We start from the raw sequence: 18,731 nt of genomic DNA, 5'->3' as shown, positions 1-18,731 counted from the left end.
GCTGGAGAGGGAGTCAGCGATCGCGCCGGCAACGAGGCCGACGCCGCTCTGCGGTGACTCACCGGCAGCACGGCACTTGGACGCCTAGGAGGCGTCACGGGTTCCCGTCTTGCGAAGGTTCTTGGGTTTCCTGACGAAGGTGCGGATGCTGCGGATGTGGCCCTTTCCTTCCGCTGTGGCCCTGCGCACCCCGCTGCGTCCCTCCGGTCTCAGCGCCACTCCTGTACGTCGACGACCGTGCCCGTCGCCAGATCCGGATGCCCCCAGAAGTCCCCGACCTGGGTCGCGATCACCAGCACCGGCCGCCCCTCGCTGTCCAGGTGCGCCGTGAAGAACCCGAACACCCACGACGGCTCGGCGACCAGGTCCCGCGGCGGCCTCAGCCGGACCAGCTCCGTCCCGTCGGCCTCGTACACGACCGCGTTGTCCGTGGGGGTGTAGGGCGTGTCGTCCAGCGCCTCGACCACGAGGATCCGGCTGCCCCACGCCAATGCGGCCTGTGTGGGGCCGGCGAACTCCTTCTCCACCGTCCGGTCCGCGTGCGACCAGCGGACGGCATGGTCGCCGTGGCTCCAGCCGATGACGGCGGGGTCCTGATGCTGCGGGTCCTGAGGGCGGTGGCTCACTGGCGTTCTCCACGGGTCGCCGATGGAGATCAGCCTACTGCGGCAGGTCCGCAGGTGATCTGTCCGATGTGTCCGGCCGGCGGTGTCCGGTCGGCGGTGTCCTGCCGGGAGTGGCCTGCCGGGAGTGGACTGCCGGTGGTCTCCGGTTGGGAGGTCCGGCCGGGGTGTCCGGCCGGTGGTGTCCTGCCTGCAGCGACCTGCCGGAGTCGCCTGCCGGGGGTGTCCGGCCGGGCGGCGCGGTGCCCTCGGTGTCCCGCCGGCGAGTGGCGCGCCCACCATGCCCGACCCGGTGCGCAGGGCCTGGGCCGGTGCGTCAGGCGTGGGCCAGTGACTCCAGATGCTGCCGGCCAGCCGCCAGTATCCCCGGCAGGTCCTCCGCGTCCGGGTGCCAGCGCTTCTCGTACTCCCAGCAGACCCAGCCGTCGTCGCCGGTGAGCGCCAGGCACTCCGCGAGCGGCAGCACACCGGCCCCGAGCGGCAGCGGGGTCAGGTCCTCCGCCGAGGCGACGTCCTTGACCTGGAGATAGCCGAGATAGGGACTCAGCGCCGCATGGGTGGCTGCGGGCCGCTCATGCCCCAGCCAGGGATGCATGACGTCCCACAGCGCGCCCACGTGCCCGTGGCCGACCTGGCCGACGACGCGGGACACCGCCGCGCCCGTGCGGTGGGAGTCGTGGGTCTCCAGCACGATCCGCACCCCCGCGTCGGCCGCCCTCTCCGCCGCGAGGGCGAGCCGGCGAGCGGCCGTCGCGTCCGCGATCTCCGGATCCTGGTCGCCGCCGCCGGGGAAGACCCGCACGAAGGACGCTCCCAAGTCCCTGGCCAGCCGGACCAGTTCCGAGAGCTCCTCGGCCACGGCCTCCTCGTCGCCCGCGGCCGCCACCCGTGCGTAACCGGCGATCGTCAGGATCTCCACTCCGGCCCGGGCGAACTCCTCCCGCACCGCCGCCCGTTCACGCGCCCCTATCCGCAGGTGGACCGGCTCCTCCGGATGGGTGCGCAGCTCCACGCCGTGACAGCCGGTCGCGACGGCGAGGTCGGCCACCTCGGAGACGGGCATACCGGGGACACCGAGGGTCGAGAACGCGAAATTCACTTGGGTGATCCTTCCTGAAGGGGGAGCCGCCAGTGCTGGCCGACGAGATCGGCCCCGTACGAGCGGTGCGGTTCCTCCGCGACGAGAGTGAACCCGGCGCGCTGATAGATCCTGCGGGCGGAGGCCAGGACATCGTTGGTCCAGAGCACCAGCTCCCGGTACCCCACCTCACGGGCGAAATCCACGACGGCGCCCACCAGTTGTTCTCCGAGGCGGTGTCCGCGTGCTGCGGGCTCGACCAGGAGCAGCCTCAACCGTGCGGTGGCCGGTGCCTCGTCCCGCACGCACATCACCGAGCCGACCGGGCGGCCGTCCAGCTCGGCTATCCACACGCGCTCCAGATGCGGGTCGTGGTCCTGGGCGAAGTCGGCGACTATTCGGGCGACCAGGCCTTCGAAGTCCGTGTTCCACCCGTACTCGGCGGCGTAGAGCGCGCCGTGGCGCTGGACGATCCAGCCCAGGTCGCCGGGTGCGGGATCGCGCAGCACCGGACCCTCGCCGCGCGGGCCCTGGTCGGGCCTGGCCTCGGCCAGTATGTCCCGCACCGTGCGCATCGCCTCCGTCAGACGGGGCCGGTCGTCCGTGGGCACGGCGGCCACGAGCTTGCCCACGGCCTCCCGGGAACGCTCGTCCAGCAGCGCGGTCGCCTCGCGCCCGCGCGTCGTCAGCGTGATGCGCTGGCGACGCGAGTCCACCGCGGAAGGGGAGCGCTCGACCAGCCCGTCGCGCTCGAACTTGCCGAGCAGCCGGCTCAGGTAGCCCGCGTCCAGGGACAGCTCCAGCCTGAGGTCGGCGGCGTCGGTGCGCGGGGCATGGGCCAGCTCGTAGAGCACTCGCGACTCGGTGAGCGTGTACGGCGTGTAGAGATGCTTGCTGTAGTCGAGCGCGCCGATGAGGTTCGTGTAGAAGCGGTTGAAGGCGCGGATCTCGTGAACGGCCATGACGTGTCCCGACCTTTCCTTTGACTGAGTCAAGGTTAGGTTCGGGCGTCAACCCTCGGCAAGGCCTGTGGAAAACTCCAGCCGGCCCGCCCCGCCGGGGCGGAAACCGGCAGGTCAGAGCTTGCGCGGTGGCGCTGTCGACTCCCGCGCCATCAACTCGGCGCCGATCGTCGCGATACCGCCCGGCGGCGGGGCCTCCTTGCCCATGGCGAGCCGGCCCGCCCGCACCCCCGCCTCGTGCAACGGCAGCCGCACCGTCGTCAGTGCCGGCACCGCGTCCACCGAGAACGGCAGATCGTCGAAGCCGGCCACCGAGACGTCCTCCGGAATGCGCAGTCCCAGATCCCGCACGGCCGCGCAGGCACCCAGTGCCACGGTGTCGTTGGCCGCGACGATGGCGGTCAGGTCCGGATCCCGGCGCAGCAGTTCCAGCGTGGCGTCGTAACCCGAACGGCGGTCGTAGGGGCCGTGGATCGTGAGCCTCTCCTGATCGTCGGGCACGGGCCCGGTCCCGGCGCCGCCGTCCGCGCCGTCGGCGGCGCTCACCGCGGCCAGTGCCGCCCGGTGGCCCTCCAGCCGGTGCCGGGTCGTCGTCCGTTCCGCCGGGCCCGCGACGTATCCGATCCGCCGGTGGCCGAGCGCGATCAGGTGTTCGGCGAGCCGGCGTCCGCCGCCCCGGTTGTCGAAGGTGAGGGTCGCCGTGACGGCGCCGCCGGACATGGGCGGCCGGCCGCACAGCACCACCGTCGTGCCCGCGTCCGCGAGCCGCGCCAGCTTCGCCGACATCGCGGCGATGTGGGCCGGGTCCTCCAGTGCCCCTCCGGTGAGGACGACCGCCGCTGCCCGTTGCCGTTGCAGCAGCGTGAGATAGGTCAGTTCGCGCTCCGGCGAGCCGCCCGTGTTGCATACGACGGCGAGCTTCTCGCCGCCTGCCCGACCCGACGCACCCTCGCCGATCGCGGTCTGAGCCGCCCCGGCCATGATCCCGAAGAACGGGTCGGCGATGTCGTTGACGAGGATTCCGACCAGGTCGGACGTGGCGGCGGCGAGCGAGCTGGCCGGTCCGTTGAGCACGTAGTCGAGTTCGTCCACCGCACGGAGCACCCGTTCCCGTGTCGACGCGGCGACCGGGTAGTTGCCGTTGAGAACCCTGGAGACGGTGGCCGGGGACACCCGGGCGCGGGCCGCCACATCAGCCAGCGTGACTGTCATCGCTTTCCTCCGAGGGAGATCTCGCCAGGCCCTTGTCCGGCCTGCTGTCCGCAGGCTAGCGTCATAGCGTATAGAAAGCGCTTGCTATCACGGTTTCGCTGCCGTATCGAGGAAACATGGAGGCAACTTCGTGACACGCAGGACAGTGCGGATCGCCATGAACGGCGTCACGGGGCGGATGGGATACCGGCAGCACCTGGTGCGCTCGCTCCTCGCGATCCGTGAGCAGGGCGGTCTCGACCTCGGTGACGGCGGGGTCCTGTGGCCCGAGCCGGTCCTCGTCGGCCGCCGCGAGCCGGCTCTGCGGGAGATCGCCGAGCGCCATGGGCTGACCGAGTGGTCCACGGACCTCGACGCGGTGCTCGCCGACGAGACGATCGACATCTACTTCGACGCGCAGGTCACCTCCGCCCGGGTCGGTGCCATCAAGAAGGCGATCGCCGCCGGCAAGCACATCTACACGGAGAAGCCCACCGCGACCGACGTGCAGGGCGCCCTCGAACTGGCCCGCCTGGCGCAAGCCGCCGGCATCAAGCACGGCGTCGTCCAGGACAAGATCTTCCTGCCCGGGCTGCTGAAGCTGAAGCGCCTGGTGGAAGGGGGCTTCTTCGGCGAGATCCTCTCCGTACGCGGAGAGTTCGGCTACTGGGTCTTCGAGGGCGACTGGCAGGAGGCCCAGCGTCCCTCCTGGAACTACCGCTCCGAGGACGGCGGCGGCATCGTCGTCGACATGTTCCCGCACTGGGAGTACGTACTGCACGAGCTCTTCGGCCGGGTGACGAGCGTTCAGGCACACGTCGTGACCCACGTCCCGCAGCGCTGGGACGAGCGCGGCAAGCCGTACGAGGCGACCGCCGACGACGCGGCGTACGCCGTCTTCCAGCTGGAGGGCGGGGCCGTCGCCCAGATCAACTCCTCCTGGACGGTCCGCGTGAACCGCGACGAACTCGTCGAGTTCCAGGTGGACGGTACGCACGGATCGGCCGTCGCGGGGCTGCGCCGCTGCCGTGTCCAGCACCGCAGTGCCACACCGAAGCCCGTGTGGAACCCGGACCTGCCCGCCACCGAGTCCTTCCGCGACCAGTGGCAGGAAGTGCCCGACAACACCGTCTTCGACAACGGCTTCAAGGCGCAGTGGGAGCTGTTCCTCAAGCACGTCGCCCTGGGGGAGCCCTACACCTGGGATCTGCTCGCGGGCGCGCGGGGCGTCCAGCTCGCCGAGCTGGGGCTGAAGTCGTCCGCGGAGGGGCGCCGTTTCGACGTTCCGGAGCTGACCCTGTGACGATCCGACTCCCGGGCGCGGACGGCACCTTCCGTACGTACGAGCCGCGCACCGAAAGCACTGCCTACTCCGTAGGCAGTGCTCCACTCGTCTCCCGTACGGTCTTCTCGGCGGCGCACGTCGTCGCGGATCCGTACGCGGACACGACCCCGGACGGACCGGCCGCCGTCGACTGGGACGCCACGCTCGCCTTCCGGCGCCATCTGTGGGCGCACGGGCTCGGTGTCGCCGAGGCGATGGACACCGCACAGCGGGGAATGGGGCTGGACTGGGCGGGCGCGGCGGAGCTGATCCGGCGCTCGGCGTCGGAGGCGAAGGCGGTCGGTGGCCGGATCGCGTGCGGCGCCGGAACCGACCAGCTGGTCCCGGCCGACCGCCCAGCCGACCTCGCCACCGTCCGCGCGGCGTACGAGGAGCAGCTCGCCCTCGTCGAGGACTGCGGCGCCCAGGCGATCCTCATGGCGTCCAGGGCGCTGACCGCGGCCGCCCGCGGCCCCGAGGACTATCTCGCCGTCTACGGCCACCTCCTGAGGCAGGCGTCCGAGCCGGTCGTCCTCCACTGGCTCGGGCCGATGTTCGATCCCGCCCTCGACGGCTACTGGGGCAGCACCGACCTCGACGCGGCCACCGAGACCTTCCTCAAGGTGATCGCCGAACACCCCGACAAGGTCGACGGCGTCAAGATCTCCCTGCTGGACGCCCAGCGGGAGATCGACCTGCGACGCCGGCTCCCCCGGGGGGTGCGCTGCTACACGGGCGACGACTTCCACTACCCCGAGCTGATCGCAGGTGACGACCAGGGCTTCAGCCACGCCCTGCTCGGGATCTTCGACCCGCTGGGACCGCTGGCCGCCGAAGCGGTCCGCGTCCTGGACAGGGGCGACGCCAAGGGCTTCCGCGAACTGCTCGACCCGACCGTCGAACTGTCCCGCCATCTCTTCGCGGCGCCGACCCGCTTCTACAAGACGGGAGTCGTCCTGCTGGCCTGGCTGGCGGGCCACCAGTCGCACTTCACCATGGTGGGTGGCCTCCAGTCCGCGCGGTCGCTGCCCCATCTCGCGCGGGCGTACGAACTGGCCGACCGGCTGGGCCTGTTCCCGGACCCGGAGCTGGCCGAAGTCCGGATGACATCCCTGCTCACGGTGTACGGAGCCACCCAGTGACCGACCGACCCCACCTTCAACCCCGCACCGCGGACGCCGGTTCCCCCGGTCGGCCCGGTACCTCCGACGGCCTCTCCCGGTTCAGCATCAACCAGATGACCGTCAAGCAGCTCAGCCTGCCGGAGCTCACGGAGGCGTGCCTGGGGCTCGGCGTCCCCGGGATCGGCCTCTGGCGCGAACCCGTTCAGGCGTACGGCGTCGAGGCGGCGGCCAAGCTCGTGCGCGAGGCGGGGCTCACCGTCACCACGCTGTGCCGGGGCGGTTTCCTGACCGCGACGGACGCGGACGAGTGGACCCGGGCACTGGACGACAACCGCGCGGCCGTCGTCGAAGCGGCGACGCTGGGCACGGACACACTCGTCCTGGTCTCGGGCGGACTCCCGCCCGGCAGCCGGGATCTGCCCGGTGCGCGGGAGCGCATCGCGGACGCACTCGGCATCCTCGCTCCGTACGCACAGGAGCACGGCGTGCGCCTCGCGATCGAGCCGCTGCACCCGATGTTCGCGGCCGACCGCTGTGCGGTCTCCACGCTGACCCAGGCGCTCGACATCGCGGAGCGGTTCCCCGCGGAGCAGGTGGGCGTCGTCGTGGACACGTACCACATCTGGTGGGACGACCAGGCGCCCGCGGCAGTCGCACGAGCGGGCGCGGGCGGCCGGATCCACTCCTTCCAGCTCGCCGACTGGGTCACTCCGTTGCCGGCGGGGGTGCTCAACGGCCGCGGTCAGCTGGGCGACGGTGCGATCGATCTGCGGGCGTGGCGCGAACAGGTCGACGCGGCGGGCTACACGGGCCCGATCGAGGTGGAGCTCTTCAACGACGCGCTGTGGGCGCGGGACGGCGTCGAGGTCCTGTCGGAGACGGCGATGCGGTACGTGCGGCACACGGTGTAGCCGGTGCTGCGGCATCGCCCGCCGGCGTCCACGCCCCTGCCGGTGTGGCCCGCGGCGCCCTCACCCCTGCGGTCAGGGCTTCCGCGGGCCGCCGCCCAGCAGGTCGCCGAGCACATCGCCCACGCTGCCCGTCGAGGGGCCGGGCGTGCCGTGTGAACCGGGCGAGCCGGGTGCGGCTCCCGCGGAACGGCGCCTCGCCGCGCGCTGGGCGAGGACGGTCACCACCACCGGGATCACCACCTCGAAGACCCGGCTGACCGTGGCCACGGGCATGCCGGTCCGCTTGGCGAGCGCGGCGGCGGCGGGCCTGGCCAGCTTCGCGAGGACTCCCGCCATCAGGCCGCCGCCCAGCCCGCCGCCCAGCGTCACGACGCCTTCCAGGGGCGGCTCGGAGATGTCACCGACGGCCTCGCGCACCTCGTCGGCCTGTGCCGGTTCGGCCGCGGCCTCCCGCAGACCGCCCGACAGGGCGGACACCGAGGTGCCGACGGCATCCTGCGCCCCGGTCGCGTCGGTACCGAGCGCGTCCGCGATCTCCTGAAGCCCGCCGTCCCCGAGCTCGTTCAGTACTTCCCGCTGAAACGAATCGTCGCTCATGCCGAAAACGCTAAGGGTGCCCCGTTATGTCGGCACTTCGAGATTCCGGAAAAATTACTGCCCGCAGTCGTGCAACCCTTCCGGCGTGACGCGAGTCGTATGTGGTGTCAGGGTTCCCGGGGAGGGGTCTGGGGGGATCGGGGAGCTCTGAATGCGGGGGGTACGCGGGGCCCGGTCAATCGACCGGGCCCCTTGAAGTTGCCCCGGAGCCGCGCCAGATGCCGTCGGATGTCGTTGGCGACGCGGTCGCGCGAGGTTTTCCACAGGCCCGGCACGGTGTCCGACCGGGGCGGTAGCGTCGGCTCATGTCCAATCCGGCAGTGCTCGAAGCGGTCCTCGAGCGGATCACCTACGCCAACGAGGAGAACGGGTACACGGTCGCCCGCGTCGACACCGGTCGCGGCGGCGGTGAGCTCCTCACGGTCGTCGGCTCGCTCCTCGGCGCACAGCCGGGTGAATCGCTGCGGATGGAGGGCCGCTGGGGCTCCCATCCCCAGTACGGCAAGCAGTTCACCGTCGAGAACTACACGACGGTCCTCCCCGCCACCGTTCAGGGTATCCGCCGCTATCTCGGCTCCGGCCTCATCAAGGGCATCGGCCCCAGAATCGCCGAGCGGATCGTCGACCACTTCGGCGCGGACACCCTCGACGTCATCGAGCAGGAGCCGAAGAAGCTCATCGAGGTCCCCGGCCTCGGCCCCAAGCGCACGAAGATGATCGGCGCCGCGTGGGAGGAGCAGAAGGCCATCAAGGAAGTCATGGTCTTCCTCCAGGGAGTGGGCGTCTCCACCTCCATCGCCGTGCGGATCTACAAGAAGTACGACGACGCCTCGATCTCCGTGGTGAAGAACCAGCCGTACCGCCTTGCGGCGGACGTCTGGGGCATCGGGTTCCTCACCGCCGACCGGATCGCCCAGGCGGTCGGGATACCCCACGACAGCCCCGACCGGGTCAAGGCCGGTCTGCAGTACGCCCTGTCGCAGTCCACGGACCAGGGTCACTGCTACCTCCCGGAGGAGCAGCTCATCGCGGACGCCGTGAAGCTCCTCCAGGTCGACACGGGCCTGGTCATCGACTGCCTGGCCGAGCTCGCGGCCGACGCCGAAGGAGCCGTGCGCGAGCAGGTGCCGGGACCGGACGGCGGGGCTCCGGTCACCGCGGTCTATCTGGTGCCGTTCCACCGCGCGGAGCTGTCCCTCTCCGCCCAGTTGCTCCGGCTCCTGCGCACCGACGAGGACCGTATGCCGGGCTTCCAGGACGTGGCCTGGGACAAGGCGCTGGCCTGGCTCTCGGAGCGTACGGGCGCGGAGCTGGCGCCCGAGCAGGAGCAGGCCGTGCGCCTCGCCCTCACCCGGAAGGTCGCCGTCCTGACCGGCGGCCCGGGCTGCGGCAAGTCCTTCACGGTGCGCTCGATCGTCGAGCTGGCCCGCGCCAAGAGGGCCAAGGTGGTGCTCGCCGCGCCGACGGGACGGGCGGCCAAGCGGCTCGCCGAGCTCACCGGAGCAGAGGCGTCCACCGTGCACCGGCTCCTGGAGCTGAAGCCGGGCGGCGACGCGGCATACGACAGGGACCGTCCGCTCGACGCCGACCTGGTCGTGGTCGACGAGGCCTCCATGCTGGATCTGCTGCTGGCCAACAAACTGGTGAAGGCCGTGGCCCCGGGCGCGCATCTGCTGCTGGTCGGAGATGTGGACCAACTGCCGAGCGTCGGCGCCGGCGAGGTGCTCAGTGACCTGCTGGCCGACGGCAGCCCGGTCCCGGCCGTCCGTCTGACCCGGATCTTCCGCCAGGCCCAGCAGTCCGGGGTCGTCACCAACGCCCACCGCATCAACTCCGGGTCGCACCCCCTCACCCAAGGCCTCGACGACTTCTTCCTCTTCGTCGAGGACGACACCGAGGAGGCGGGCAGGCTCACCGTGGACGTGGCGGCCCGGCGCCTCCCAGCCCGCTTCGGGCTGGACCCGCGCCGCGATGTGCAGGTGCTCGCCCCCATGCACCGCGGCCCCGCCGGGGCCGGCACGCTCAACGGGCTGCTGCAGCAGGCGATCACTCCCGCCCGTCCCGATCTGCCGGAGAAGAGATTCGGCGGAAGGGTGTTCCGCGTCGGCGACAAGGTCACCCAGATTCGCAACAATTACGAGAAGGGGAAGAACGGAGTCTTCAACGGCACGGTCGGCGTGGTCACCTCGCTCAATCCGGACGACCAGCGGCTGACGGTGCTGACGGACGAGGACGAGGAGGTGCCGTACGACTTCGACGAGCTGGACGAGCTCGCACACGCCTACGCCGTGACGATCCATCGCTCCCAGGGCAGCGAGTATCCGGCCGTGGTGATCCCGGTCACGACCGGGGCCTGGATGATGCTCCAGCGCAATCTGCTCTACACGGCCGTCACGCGCGCCAAGAGGCTCGTGGTGCTCGTCGGCTCCCGCAAGGCCATAGGGCAGGCGGTTCGCACGGTTTCGGCAGGGCGGCGTTTTACCGCACTCGACCATCGGCTGGCAGGTGGAGGCTTCGTGGGAAAGATCACCTAACACTTCCGGAACCGGGGCGAAGGGGGCAGGATGAGCAGGCTGGACGGCACTGAGTGCCGTCGAGCGGCCGAATGGTCGACCCCGAGTGCACTCTCCTCAGCCAAATGGGGGATGGTAGAGACAGTCAGGGCACCTCGAAGAAGAGGCACTACGTCGGTGAGGGATGACGTGAGCGACAACTCTGTAGTACTGCGGTACGCGGACGGTGAATACACCTACCCGGTGGTCGAGAGCACCGTTGGTGACAAGGGCTTCGACATCGGGAAGCTCCGGGCGCAGACCGGTCTGGTGACCCTGGACAGCGGGTACGGCAACACGGCCGCCTACAAGTCCGCGATCACCTACCTCGACGGCGAGCAGGGCATCCTGCGCTACCGCGGCTACCCGATCGAGCAGCTGGCCGAGCGCTCCTCCTTCCTCGAGGTGGCGTACCTGCTGATCAACGGTGAGCTGCCGACCGTCGACGAGCTGGCCGCCTTCCGGGGCGAGATCACCCAGCACACCCTCCTGCACGAGGACGTCAAGCGGTTCTTCGACGGCTTCCCGCGTGACGCCCACCCGATGGCCATGCTGTCCTCCGTGGTCAGCGCGCTGTCGACGTTCTACCAGGACAGCCACAACCCGTTCGACGAGAAGCAGCGTCACCTCTCCACGATCCGGCTGCTGGCCAAGCTGCCGACGATCGCGGCGTACGCCTACAAGAAGTCGATCGGTCACCCCTTCGTCTACCCGCGTAACGACCTCGGGTACGTGGAGAACTTCCTGCGGATGACCTTCTCGGTCCCGGCGCAGGAGTACGAGCTCGACCCGGTCGTGGTCGCGGCGCTCGACAAGCTGCTCATCCTGCACGCGGACCACGAGCAGAACTGCTCGACCTCCACCGTGCGCCTCGTGGGCTCCTCGCAGGCGAACATGTTCGCCTCGATCTCCGCCGGTATCTCCGCCCTGTGGGGCCCGCTGCACGGTGGCGCCAACCAGTCGGTGCTGGAGATGCTCGAGGGCATCTCGGCCAACGGTGGTGACGTCGACTCCTTCATCCGCAAGGTGAAGAACAAGGAGGACGGCGTTCGTCTGATGGGCTTCGGCCACCGCGTCTACAAGAGCTTCGACCCGCGCGCCAAGATCATCAAGGCGGCGGCGCACGACGTCCTCTCGGCGCTGGGCAAGTCCGACGAGCTGCTCGACATCGCCCTCAAGCTGGAGGAGCACGCGCTCTCCGACGAGTACTTCGTCTCGCGCAACCTCTACCCGAACGTCGACTTCTACACCGGCCTGATCTACCGGGCCATGGGCTTCCCCACCGAGATGTTCACGGTGCTGTTCGCCCTCGGCCGGCTGCCCGGCTGGATCGCCCAGTGGCACGAGATGATCAAGGAGCCGGGTTCCCGTATCGGCCGCCCGCGCCAGATCTACACGGGCGAGGTCCTGCGCGACTTCGTCCCCGTCGAGGCCCGCTGATCCGTCGAGGTACTCCGGGACCTGAAACGACGAGAAGCGCCCCGCTGCCGATCCCCCCACGGGTCGACGAGCGGGGCGCTTCCCATATCCCCGGTGCGGATTCCCCCCACGGGATCCGGCCGGGCGTCTGCTGGTAATCCAGCAGAAGCTCTTCGCGACGCGGTCTGCCGGGGTACGTATCTACGGGAGGGCCGCTCAAAGCTCCCCGGTCGTACGTGCCCCGGCCAACGCTTGCCTGGGACGTCCCCCAAGACATCCCATGAACGTCCCCCAAGACGCTCTGGCATCGCCCACTTAGACTCGCGAAGAGCCCGAATGGTTACCCTCAAATATCTGTGATCTGGATCTCTTTGTGAAGGTCCTGTGTACCACGTGAAGGATCGCAGACGAAGCCTCTTGCTGACCACGAAAACGTACGAGAAACCCGTGGAAATTCCCGTGATCATGGGTTTCGGCAGGTCGGAGAGGGTCGGCTGCGGCGTCGCGAGGCTGCGGGTGACGTCTCGAAAAAGGTCTGCCCTTGATCGCGGTGAGGCCTGACGGTGACGATCGTGTGACCACCGCGGTGATCGTCGCGGCGGCGGTGGCGACGGATCCGTCCGGGTGGCGGTACGGAACGTCTCGTGCGCGCCCGGAGGGCGCTGTGCGCCGCCACTGTGGGTGACGCGGGCATCGGGCGCGGGCCGCCCCCGTCGTGGGGCTCCCGCCACGGGGGCGGCCCGGCCCGGCGGGGGTCAGGCCCGGCCGACCAGCTCGTAGCCGGCCTCGTCGATCGCGGCGCGTACCGCGGACTCCTCCAGAGGTGCCGCGGAGACCACCGTGACCTGACCGGTCGCGGCGACCGCCTTGACGGACGTGACGCCGGGGATCGCGGAGATCTCCTCGGTCACGGCCCCCTCGCAGTGGCCGCACGTCATGCCCTTCACCTCGTACACCGTGGTGCTGCCGATCTGGACGTCGGCCGCGCCGCCGTGGCAGGAACCGGAGGGCGAGCAGCAGGAGCCGGTGGCGGCGGGGGTTCCGGTCGTCGTCTCGACGGTCATGGCGTTCTCCTCTTCGAGGGTGTGTCGCTTCGCGATCACTTCGTGCAACGAAGTCATGGTGCCTCAGGGGAGTCCTGGGGAAGACGGGACTCCCCGGCTCTCACTCGATAATACCCCTAGGGGGTATGAATCGACGTGTGCCCCGGCCGCGACGTCTCGTCGAAGAGTGGCGAGAGGTAGCGGTACACCAGCGCTTTCAGCTCCGCCTTGTAGGCGTCCCGCTCGTCCCCCTCGTACGCGAGGATCAGCTCCAGTCCCGCCTTGACCACGCAGAACGTCATGTTCGCCGTGCGTTTCAGCTCGGCGGGGCCGGCGTCCGGAAGGAATTCGCCGAGGATGCCCTCGACGCGCTCCAGCAGCGCGGAGTGGACGGCGTCGTGCTCCTCGGTGATCCGGCCCGGGATCTCGGAGCCGTGCATGAGGACGGCGAAGGCCGGGTTCTCGCAGTTGAACTCGATCAGTGGGTCCAGGACCGAGTCCAGCAGCTCGTCGAGCGGCAGGGCGGGGTCGAGTGCGTCGAATGCGGCGCCATGGGTCTCGCGCCAGCGCTGCATCAGCTGCCCGCCGAGTTCGACGGCGATGGCCTCCTTGTTCGGGAAGAACTGGTACAGCGTGCCGGGAGAGACGCCTGCTTCGCGGGCGATGGCGTTGGTGCTGGCGGCGGTGTACCCGCTGCGGCAGAACACCCCTGCCGCGGCCTCCAGGAGCTGGGCGATGCGGCGCTCGCCCCGGGCCTGGCGGCGGCGCGGCTGTGCGGGTTTGGCCTGCTCCCCGTCGTCGGGTGCCTCTGGCATGTGGACCACCAATCCCCGGCTTTCCAGGTTGGGTTGACAAACGCGAGTGGTCGCTCGCATTCTTGAGAAATGCGAGCGAAGACTCGTGTTTGTCAGTCTATGGCAACGGCCGATTCGTGCTGCCTCCTGCGTAACACGGTCTCGGCGTAGGGGGGACACCGCACCATGTCCGATGTCAACAGTGGGCCGCGCCTCGGCGGCTGGACCCGGTTCGTCACGGCGCGACCACGGCTGTCGCTGCTGTTCGCCCTGGTCGTCACGGCACTCGCCGTGTTCGCGGGCAGCGGGGTGGCCGACCGCATGGGCAGCGGGGGATGGGAAGACCCCGAGGCGCAGTCGACGTATGCCACCGAGGTGCTCAACCGCGAGTTCCCGGCCGCGCGGCCCAATCTGCTGCTGCTCGTCGAGAGCGGGCCTGCGGGCGTGGACGATCCGGCCGTCGCCGCGGAGGCGGCGCGCCTGACCGAGCGGCTCGCGCGTGAGAAGGGCGTCACGGGTGTCGGCTCGTACTGGCAGACCAAGTCGCCCGCCCTGCGCGCCGAGGACGGCCGCGAAGCACTCATCGCCGCCCGCATAGAAGGCGACGAGAAGGCTGCCGGCGAGGTGCTGGAGCGCATCGCGCCCGAGTACCGGGGCACGCACGGCCCGGTGAAGATCTCGGTCGGTGGCCCCGTCGCGGTCATGCACGACATGCAGACGATCATCCAGGAGGACCTGCTCCGGGCCGAGATGATCGCCCTCCCGGTGACCCTGGTGCTGCTGGTGATGGTCTTCGGCAGCGCGGTCGCGGCCCTGCTGCCCCTGGGCATCGGCATCGTCGCCATCCTCGGGACGAACGCGGTCCTGCGCGGACTCACCGAGTTCACCGATGTCTCGGTCTTCGCACAGAACCTGACCACGGCGCTCGGCCTCGGACTCGCCATCGACTACGCCCTGTTCATCGTGCGCAGATTCCGGGAGGAGCTGGCCGGCGGATCCGACACCCGGGAGGCGATCGGGACCACCGTCCGCACCGCGGGCCGTACGGTGCTGTTCTCGGCGCTCACGGTGGCCGTGTCGCTCGCCGCGATGCTGGTCTTCCCGCAGTACTTCCTGCGGTCGTTCGCCTATGCCGGGATCGCGGTGGTGCTGCTGGCCGCAGCGGCCGCACTCGTGCTCCTTCCCGCCGCCCTGATGCTGCTCGGTGAGCGGGTGAACGCACTGGACCTGCGCCGCCTGCTGCGCCGCGGCAGCAAGGACCGGACGGACTCGTCGTCTCCTTCGTCCTCCGCCGCAGGATCCGGCTCCACGGGCGACACCGACGGCGCGGGCTGGGGCAGGCTCGTGGCCCTGGTGATGCGCCGGGCGCCGGTCTTCGCCGTGGCCACCTCCGCCGGGCTGGTGCTTCTCGGACTGCCCTTCCTGGGTGTCAAGTTCGGGCCCGCCGACGACCGTCAGCTGCCGCCGACCGCCGAGTCGCATGTCGTGCAGCAGCACCTCAGGGACGGGTTCCCCGGCAGCCCCGGCGGCAGTCTCGACGTCCTCGCCGAGGGTGCGGCCACCTCCGCGCAGTACGCCGAGTACCGCACTCGTGTCGAGGCGCTCCCCGGGGTGCTGCGAGTGGACGGACCGCTCGTCTCCGCCGGGCACGCGGTGTTCACGGTGCTGCCCGAGGAGGAGGCCGTGGGCGAGGAGTCCCAGCGTCTCGTCCGGGAACTGCGTGCGGAGCCGGCCCCGTTCGACACGTCCGTCTCCGGCGCGGCGGCGATGCTCGTGGATTCCAAGGACGCGATCGGCGACCGGTTGCCGTATGCGGCGGCCATCATCGCCGTCGTCACGCTGCTGCTGGTCTTCCTGCTCACCGGCAGCGTGCTGATCCCGCTCCAGGCCGTCGTGCTCAACGGACTCAGTCTCACGGCGATGTTCGGTGCCGTCGTCTGGGTCTTCCAGGAGGGGCACCTATCCGGGCCACTCTCCTTCACCTCCACCGGCGACATCGAGACGACGCTTCCGGTGCTGATGTTCTGTGTCGCCTTCGGACTCTCCATGGACTACGGAGTGTTCCTGCTCTCCCGAATCAAGGAGGAGTACGACCGGACGGGCGACCACGAGCACGCCGTGGCCCACGGACTGCGCCGCACCGGTGGGCTGATCACGGCCGCGGCCGTGATCCTCGCGGTGGTGATGGTCGCGATCGGCGCCTCGCGGGTGACCAACACCAAGATGCTCGGCCTCGGGATCGCCCTCGCCGTCGTCATGGACGCGATGGTGGTGCGCAGTCTCCTGGTGCCGTCGGTGATGAAGCTGACGGGACGGGCCACCTGGTGGGCACCTGCTCCGCTGCGGGCCTTCCACGCACGGTTCGGGCTCAGCGAGGGCGAGATACCCGGGCCCGCCCCGGCGGAGCGCCTCGCCGGGGAGGGCATCGTCGAGGGCCGGGACGACGACCGGGACCGGGACCGGGACAACGTCCCGGTGGGCGGATAGGTTCGAGCCGAGCAGACGGGCGGAGCCAGGGAAGGGCGGGGCCGATGAGGGCTGTGGTGTTCGAGCGGTACGGGCAGGACGCCGAGGTGCGCGAGGTGCCCGACCCGGAGCCGTCGGAGCACGGTGTGGTCGTTCGCGTCGAGGCCACCGGCCTCTGCCGCAGTGACTGGCACGGCTGGATGGGCCACGACCCGGACATCACCCTTCCGCATGTCCCCGGCCATGAGCTGGCCGGAGTGATCGAGGCGGTCGGCCCCGGGGTCGTCAACTGGCGGCCAGGAGCCCGGATCACCGTGCCCTTCGTCTGCGCCTGCGGTCGCTGCGCCGCCTGTGCGGTGGGGGACCAGCAGGTTTGCGAGCGCCAGACACAGCCCGGATTCACCCACTGGGGATCCTTCGCCGAGTATGTGGCGCTGGAGCACGCGGACGTCAATCTGGTGGGCGTGCCCGAGGAGCTGTCGTTCGCGACGGCGGCAGGACTCGGCTGCCGCTTCGCGACCGCCTTCCGTGCCGTGGTCGCCCAGGGCCGGGTGGCCGCGGGTGAATGGGTCGCGGTCCATGGCTGCGGCGGGGTCGGGCTGTCCGCGGTGATGATCGCGGCCGCCTGCGGGGCGCGGGTCGTCGCGGTGGACGTCTCGCCCCGGGCCCTGGAGCTGGCAAGGAAGTTCGGTGCCGCGGAGTGCGTGGACGCCACGGCTCTCGCCGGCGCGGACGGCACCGCCGAGGCGGTGCGTGAGCTGACGGGCGGCGGCGCTCATCTCTCGCTCGACGCGCTGGGTTCTCCGGTCACCTGCGTGGCCTCGGTGCAGGGCCTGCGCCGACGGGGACGGCATGTGCAGGTGGGTCTGCTGCCCTCGGCCGCGGGAGACCCCGTGGTGCCGATGGGCCGTGTCATCGGGGAGGAGCTGGAGATCCTCGGCAGCCATGGAATGGCCGCGCATGCCTACGGTCCCATGCTGGAGATGGTCCGATCCGGGGCGTTGCGGCCGGACCTCCTGGTGACGTCGGTGATCTCTCTGAACGCCGCCCCCGCTGCCCTGTCCGCCATGGGCAAGGCGCCGGGCGCGGGCGTGACGGTCATCGAGCCGGCCCGCGGTTGAACCTTCACACCCCGGCCCAGCGCCTGCGGGTAAGGACCGGGGAACTCACTCCCTTCGTCCCCTGTTGCCTGGGCGATTGGCCACCCAGATGCGGATGGTGTCGGCGTACCAGTAGGGCTTGCCGGCTTCCACATGGTCCGGAGGGGGCAGCAGACCGTGCTTGCGGTACGAACGAACCGTGTCCGGCTGCACCTTGATGTGTGCGGCGATCTCCTTGTACGACCAGAGCTTTCTGTCCGTCATCCGGGGCACCTCCCTGCGCGCACCGCAGCGGCGGCAGGGAGCCGTCGGGGGAGCTGCGGCGCGGGCGTTGGCGATCACTGAGCCTGTGTCCGTTGAACGACGCAGAGTGATGACAGGGGAGGGGCTGTTGAGGGCCTGTGACGGAAGCCTCGCGTAACGGAGACATGTGTAACGAGGAGGCGACTGCTGTGACGTAAAGCGGATCAAGGGGCGACGGGGGCGGTGGGCCACGGCTCGGCAACGACCACCCGGCCGACGCCGACCGTGCGGCAGGCCTGGCGGGGTGTCATGCGCCGCAGGAGCGGAGGAAGCGGCGGGTGCGTTCGGCGATGGGGAAGGGCTTGTCCGGAGGACAGGGGTACATGTCCTGCTCGACGATGGCGAAGAGTTCGGCGTCGAGCCGCTGGGCCGCTGCCAGCACCGGCTCCAGCGCGGGCACGCCGGCCGGCGGTTCGCACATCACGCCACGGGCCACGGCAGGGCCGAACGGCATCTCGTTCGCGGTCACTTCGGCGAGGATCTCCGGGTCCACCTGCTTGAGATGGAGGTAGCCGATCCGCTCGCCATAGGTCTCGATGAGCTTGACGCTGTCGCCGCCGCAGTAGGCGTAGTGCCCCGTGTCCAAGCAGAGCGAGACCAGGTCCGGGTCGGTCGCGTCGAGGAAGCGGCTGACGTTGTCCTCGCTGTCGATATGGGTGTCCGCGTGCGGATGGACGACGATCCGCAGCCCGAACCGGTCGCCGACCTCCTGGCCGAGACGCTCGGTCTGGCCGGCGAGGTCGCGCCACTGCTCGGCCGTGAGGGTGCGGTCCTCCAGCACCTCACCGGTCTTGTCGTCACGCCAGAAGGAGGGGATGACGACGAGATGGTCCGCCCCCATCGCGCGGGTGAGGGCGGCGATGTCGGCGACATGGGCCCAGGTCTTCTCCCAGACGGCCGGACCGTGGTGCAGTCCGGTGAAGACGGTTCCGGCCGAGACCTTGAGCCCCCGGGCGGAGGTCTCCTCGGCGAGCCGGGCGGGGTCGGTGGGGAGGTAGCCGTACGGGCCGAGTTCGATCCACTCGTAACCGGCCCGAGCGACTTCGTCGAGGAAACGCTGCCAGGGGACCTGCTGCGGATCGTCGGGGAACCACACGCCCCAGGAGTCCGGGGCCGACCCGATCCGGATGCGGTTGAGCGAGGGTGCGGAGGAGGTCATGGCGGTCAGCTTTCCGGCCGCCGGAGAAAGGTGTCAAGCTTTCGTCCGAATGTAAGGACAAAATGTTGACAGTGCTCCGGGAGGC

Annotated in this window: 16 protein-coding genes; 7 read left to right on the top strand and 9 right to left on the bottom strand. The window is 70.2% G+C overall.

Features of this window, described 5'->3' with window-relative positions:
- Nucleotides 1–209 precede the first annotated feature (209 nt).
- The 4 genes from OG766_RS12265 to OG766_RS12250 form a co-directional block, all read right to left on the bottom strand.
- Nucleotides 210–626, bottom strand: a complete 417-nt coding sequence (locus OG766_RS12265) for a hypothetical protein (RefSeq protein ID WP_266374060.1) — start codon at nucleotides 624–626, stop codon at nucleotides 210–212.
- Between the two features lie 313 nt (nucleotides 627–939).
- Nucleotides 940–1,722 (bottom strand): sugar phosphate isomerase/epimerase family protein, encoded by a 783-nt coding sequence (locus OG766_RS12260; protein WP_266374062.1) that lies wholly within the window; start codon nucleotides 1,720–1,722, stop codon nucleotides 940–942.
- Nucleotides 1,719–2,663, bottom strand: coding sequence for a bifunctional helix-turn-helix transcriptional regulator/GNAT family N-acetyltransferase (locus tag OG766_RS12255; RefSeq protein WP_328725300.1), 945 nt, complete (start codon nucleotides 2,661–2,663; stop codon nucleotides 1,719–1,721). The genes OG766_RS12260 and OG766_RS12255 overlap by 4 nt, the downstream gene beginning before the upstream one ends.
- 114 nt (nucleotides 2,664–2,777) lie before the next feature.
- Entirely contained in the window at nucleotides 2,778–3,875 is a 1,098-nt protein-coding gene (locus OG766_RS12250; protein WP_266374066.1) for a LacI family DNA-binding transcriptional regulator, read from the bottom strand.
- A 130-nt stretch (nucleotides 3,876–4,005) separates the two neighbouring features.
- Here OG766_RS12250 and OG766_RS12245 point away from each other — a divergent pair, with 130 nt between their 5' ends.
- From OG766_RS12245 to OG766_RS12235, 3 genes are all read left to right on the top strand, one after another.
- On the top strand, nucleotides 4,006–5,157 hold the full coding sequence (locus OG766_RS12245; RefSeq protein ID WP_266374068.1) for a Gfo/Idh/MocA family protein: 1,152 nt from the start codon (nucleotides 4,006–4,008) through the stop codon (nucleotides 5,155–5,157).
- On the top strand, nucleotides 5,154–6,320 hold the full coding sequence (locus OG766_RS12240; RefSeq protein ID WP_328725299.1) for a dihydrodipicolinate synthase family protein: 1,167 nt from the start codon (nucleotides 5,154–5,156) through the stop codon (nucleotides 6,318–6,320). The genes OG766_RS12245 and OG766_RS12240 overlap by 4 nt, the downstream gene beginning before the upstream one ends.
- Nucleotides 6,321–6,415: 95 nt before the next feature.
- Nucleotides 6,416–7,213, top strand: coding sequence for a sugar phosphate isomerase/epimerase family protein (locus OG766_RS12235; RefSeq protein WP_266377973.1), 798 nt, complete (start codon nucleotides 6,416–6,418; stop codon nucleotides 7,211–7,213).
- Nucleotides 7,214–7,285: 72 nt separating this feature from the next.
- Here OG766_RS12235 and OG766_RS12230 read toward each other — a convergent pair whose 3' ends face one another.
- The gene (locus OG766_RS12230; RefSeq protein ID WP_266374073.1) at nucleotides 7,286–7,810 is read right to left on the bottom strand and encodes a DUF937 domain-containing protein; all 525 of its coding nucleotides are present in this window, start codon (nucleotides 7,808–7,810) and stop codon (nucleotides 7,286–7,288) included.
- Nucleotides 7,811–8,115: 305 nt separating this feature from the next.
- Between OG766_RS12230 and recD2 the strand changes: the two genes are divergently transcribed.
- The gene (gene recD2, locus OG766_RS12225) at nucleotides 8,116–10,344 is read left to right on the top strand and encodes an SF1B family DNA helicase RecD2 (RefSeq protein ID WP_328725298.1); all 2,229 of its coding nucleotides are present in this window, start codon (nucleotides 8,116–8,118) and stop codon (nucleotides 10,342–10,344) included.
- A 168-nt stretch (nucleotides 10,345–10,512) separates the two neighbouring features.
- On the top strand, nucleotides 10,513–11,802 hold the full coding sequence (locus tag OG766_RS12220) for a citrate synthase (protein ID WP_266374077.1): 1,290 nt from the start codon (nucleotides 10,513–10,515) through the stop codon (nucleotides 11,800–11,802).
- A gap of 734 nt (nucleotides 11,803–12,536) precedes the next feature.
- Here OG766_RS12220 and OG766_RS12215 read toward each other — a convergent pair.
- Both OG766_RS12215 and OG766_RS12210 read right to left on the bottom strand, forming a co-directional pair.
- Nucleotides 12,537–12,845: a heavy-metal-associated domain-containing protein gene (locus OG766_RS12215; protein WP_266377976.1), complete on the bottom strand. Its 309-nt coding sequence runs from the start codon at nucleotides 12,843–12,845 to the stop codon at nucleotides 12,537–12,539.
- A 116-nt stretch (nucleotides 12,846–12,961) separates the two neighbouring features.
- Nucleotides 12,962–13,639 (bottom strand): TetR/AcrR family transcriptional regulator, encoded by a 678-nt coding sequence (locus tag OG766_RS12210; protein ID WP_328725296.1) that lies wholly within the window; start codon nucleotides 13,637–13,639, stop codon nucleotides 12,962–12,964.
- Between the two features lie 165 nt (nucleotides 13,640–13,804).
- Between OG766_RS12210 and OG766_RS12205 the strand changes: the two genes are divergently transcribed.
- Entirely contained in the window at nucleotides 13,805–16,105 is a 2,301-nt protein-coding gene (locus OG766_RS12205) for an MMPL family transporter (protein WP_328725295.1), read from the top strand.
- Between the two features lie 44 nt (nucleotides 16,106–16,149).
- Nucleotides 16,150–17,205 carry a zinc-dependent alcohol dehydrogenase family protein gene (locus OG766_RS12200; protein ID WP_328725294.1) on the top strand — a complete coding sequence of 352 codons (1,056 nt, stop codon included), beginning with the start codon at nucleotides 16,150–16,152 and terminating at the stop codon, nucleotides 17,203–17,205.
- Nucleotides 17,206–17,250: 45 nt separating this feature from the next.
- On the opposite strand, the gene OG766_RS12195 is transcribed toward OG766_RS12200, so the two are convergent.
- Together OG766_RS12195 and OG766_RS12190 are read right to left on the bottom strand one after the other, a co-directional pair.
- On the bottom strand, nucleotides 17,251–17,448 hold the full coding sequence (locus OG766_RS12195; RefSeq protein ID WP_266374085.1) for a helix-turn-helix transcriptional regulator: 198 nt from the start codon (nucleotides 17,446–17,448) through the stop codon (nucleotides 17,251–17,253).
- Between the two features lie 286 nt (nucleotides 17,449–17,734).
- Entirely contained in the window at nucleotides 17,735–18,646 is a 912-nt protein-coding gene (locus OG766_RS12190) for a sugar phosphate isomerase/epimerase family protein (protein ID WP_266374087.1), read from the bottom strand.
- Nucleotides 18,647–18,731 lie beyond the last annotated feature (85 nt).

The organism is Streptomyces sp. NBC_00259 (assembly GCF_036181745.1).
Taxonomy (GTDB): domain Bacteria; phylum Actinomycetota; class Actinomycetes; order Streptomycetales; family Streptomycetaceae; genus Streptomyces; species Streptomyces pratisoli.
Note: the sequence above shows the minus strand (reverse complement) of the source record. Positions and strands in the feature narration are given on the sequence as shown.

What these genes read in the sequence shown, in the direction of transcription:
- OG766_RS12255 (WP_328725300.1), bottom strand. Translation starts at nt 2,663, where the DNA reads ATGGCCGTTCACGAGATCCGCGCCTTCAACCGCTTCTACACGAACCTC.
- OG766_RS12250 (WP_266374066.1), bottom strand. Translation starts at nt 3,875, where the DNA reads ATGACAGTCACGCTGGCTGATGTGGCGGCCCGCGCCCGGGTGTCCCCG.
- OG766_RS12235 (WP_266377973.1), top strand. Translation starts at nt 6,416, where the DNA reads ATGACCGTCAAGCAGCTCAGCCTGCCGGAGCTCACGGAGGCGTGCCTG.
- OG766_RS12230 (WP_266374073.1), bottom strand. Translation starts at nt 7,810, where the DNA reads ATGAGCGACGATTCGTTTCAGCGGGAAGTACTGAACGAGCTCGGGGAC.
- recD2 (WP_328725298.1), top strand. Translation starts at nt 8,116, where the DNA reads ATGTCCAATCCGGCAGTGCTCGAAGCGGTCCTCGAGCGGATCACCTAC.
- OG766_RS12215 (WP_266377976.1), bottom strand. Translation starts at nt 12,845, where the DNA reads ATGACCGTCGAGACGACGACCGGAACCCCCGCCGCCACCGGCTCCTGC.
- OG766_RS12210 (WP_328725296.1), bottom strand. Translation starts at nt 13,639, where the DNA reads ATGCCAGAGGCACCCGACGACGGGGAGCAGGCCAAACCCGCACAGCCG.
- OG766_RS12205 (WP_328725295.1), top strand. Translation starts at nt 13,805, where the DNA reads ATGTCCGATGTCAACAGTGGGCCGCGCCTCGGCGGCTGGACCCGGTTC.
- OG766_RS12200 (WP_328725294.1), top strand. Translation starts at nt 16,150, where the DNA reads ATGAGGGCTGTGGTGTTCGAGCGGTACGGGCAGGACGCCGAGGTGCGC.
- OG766_RS12195 (WP_266374085.1), bottom strand. Translation starts at nt 17,448, where the DNA reads ATGACGGACAGAAAGCTCTGGTCGTACAAGGAGATCGCCGCACACATC.
- OG766_RS12190 (WP_266374087.1), bottom strand. Translation starts at nt 18,646, where the DNA reads ATGACCTCCTCCGCACCCTCGCTCAACCGCATCCGGATCGGGTCGGCC.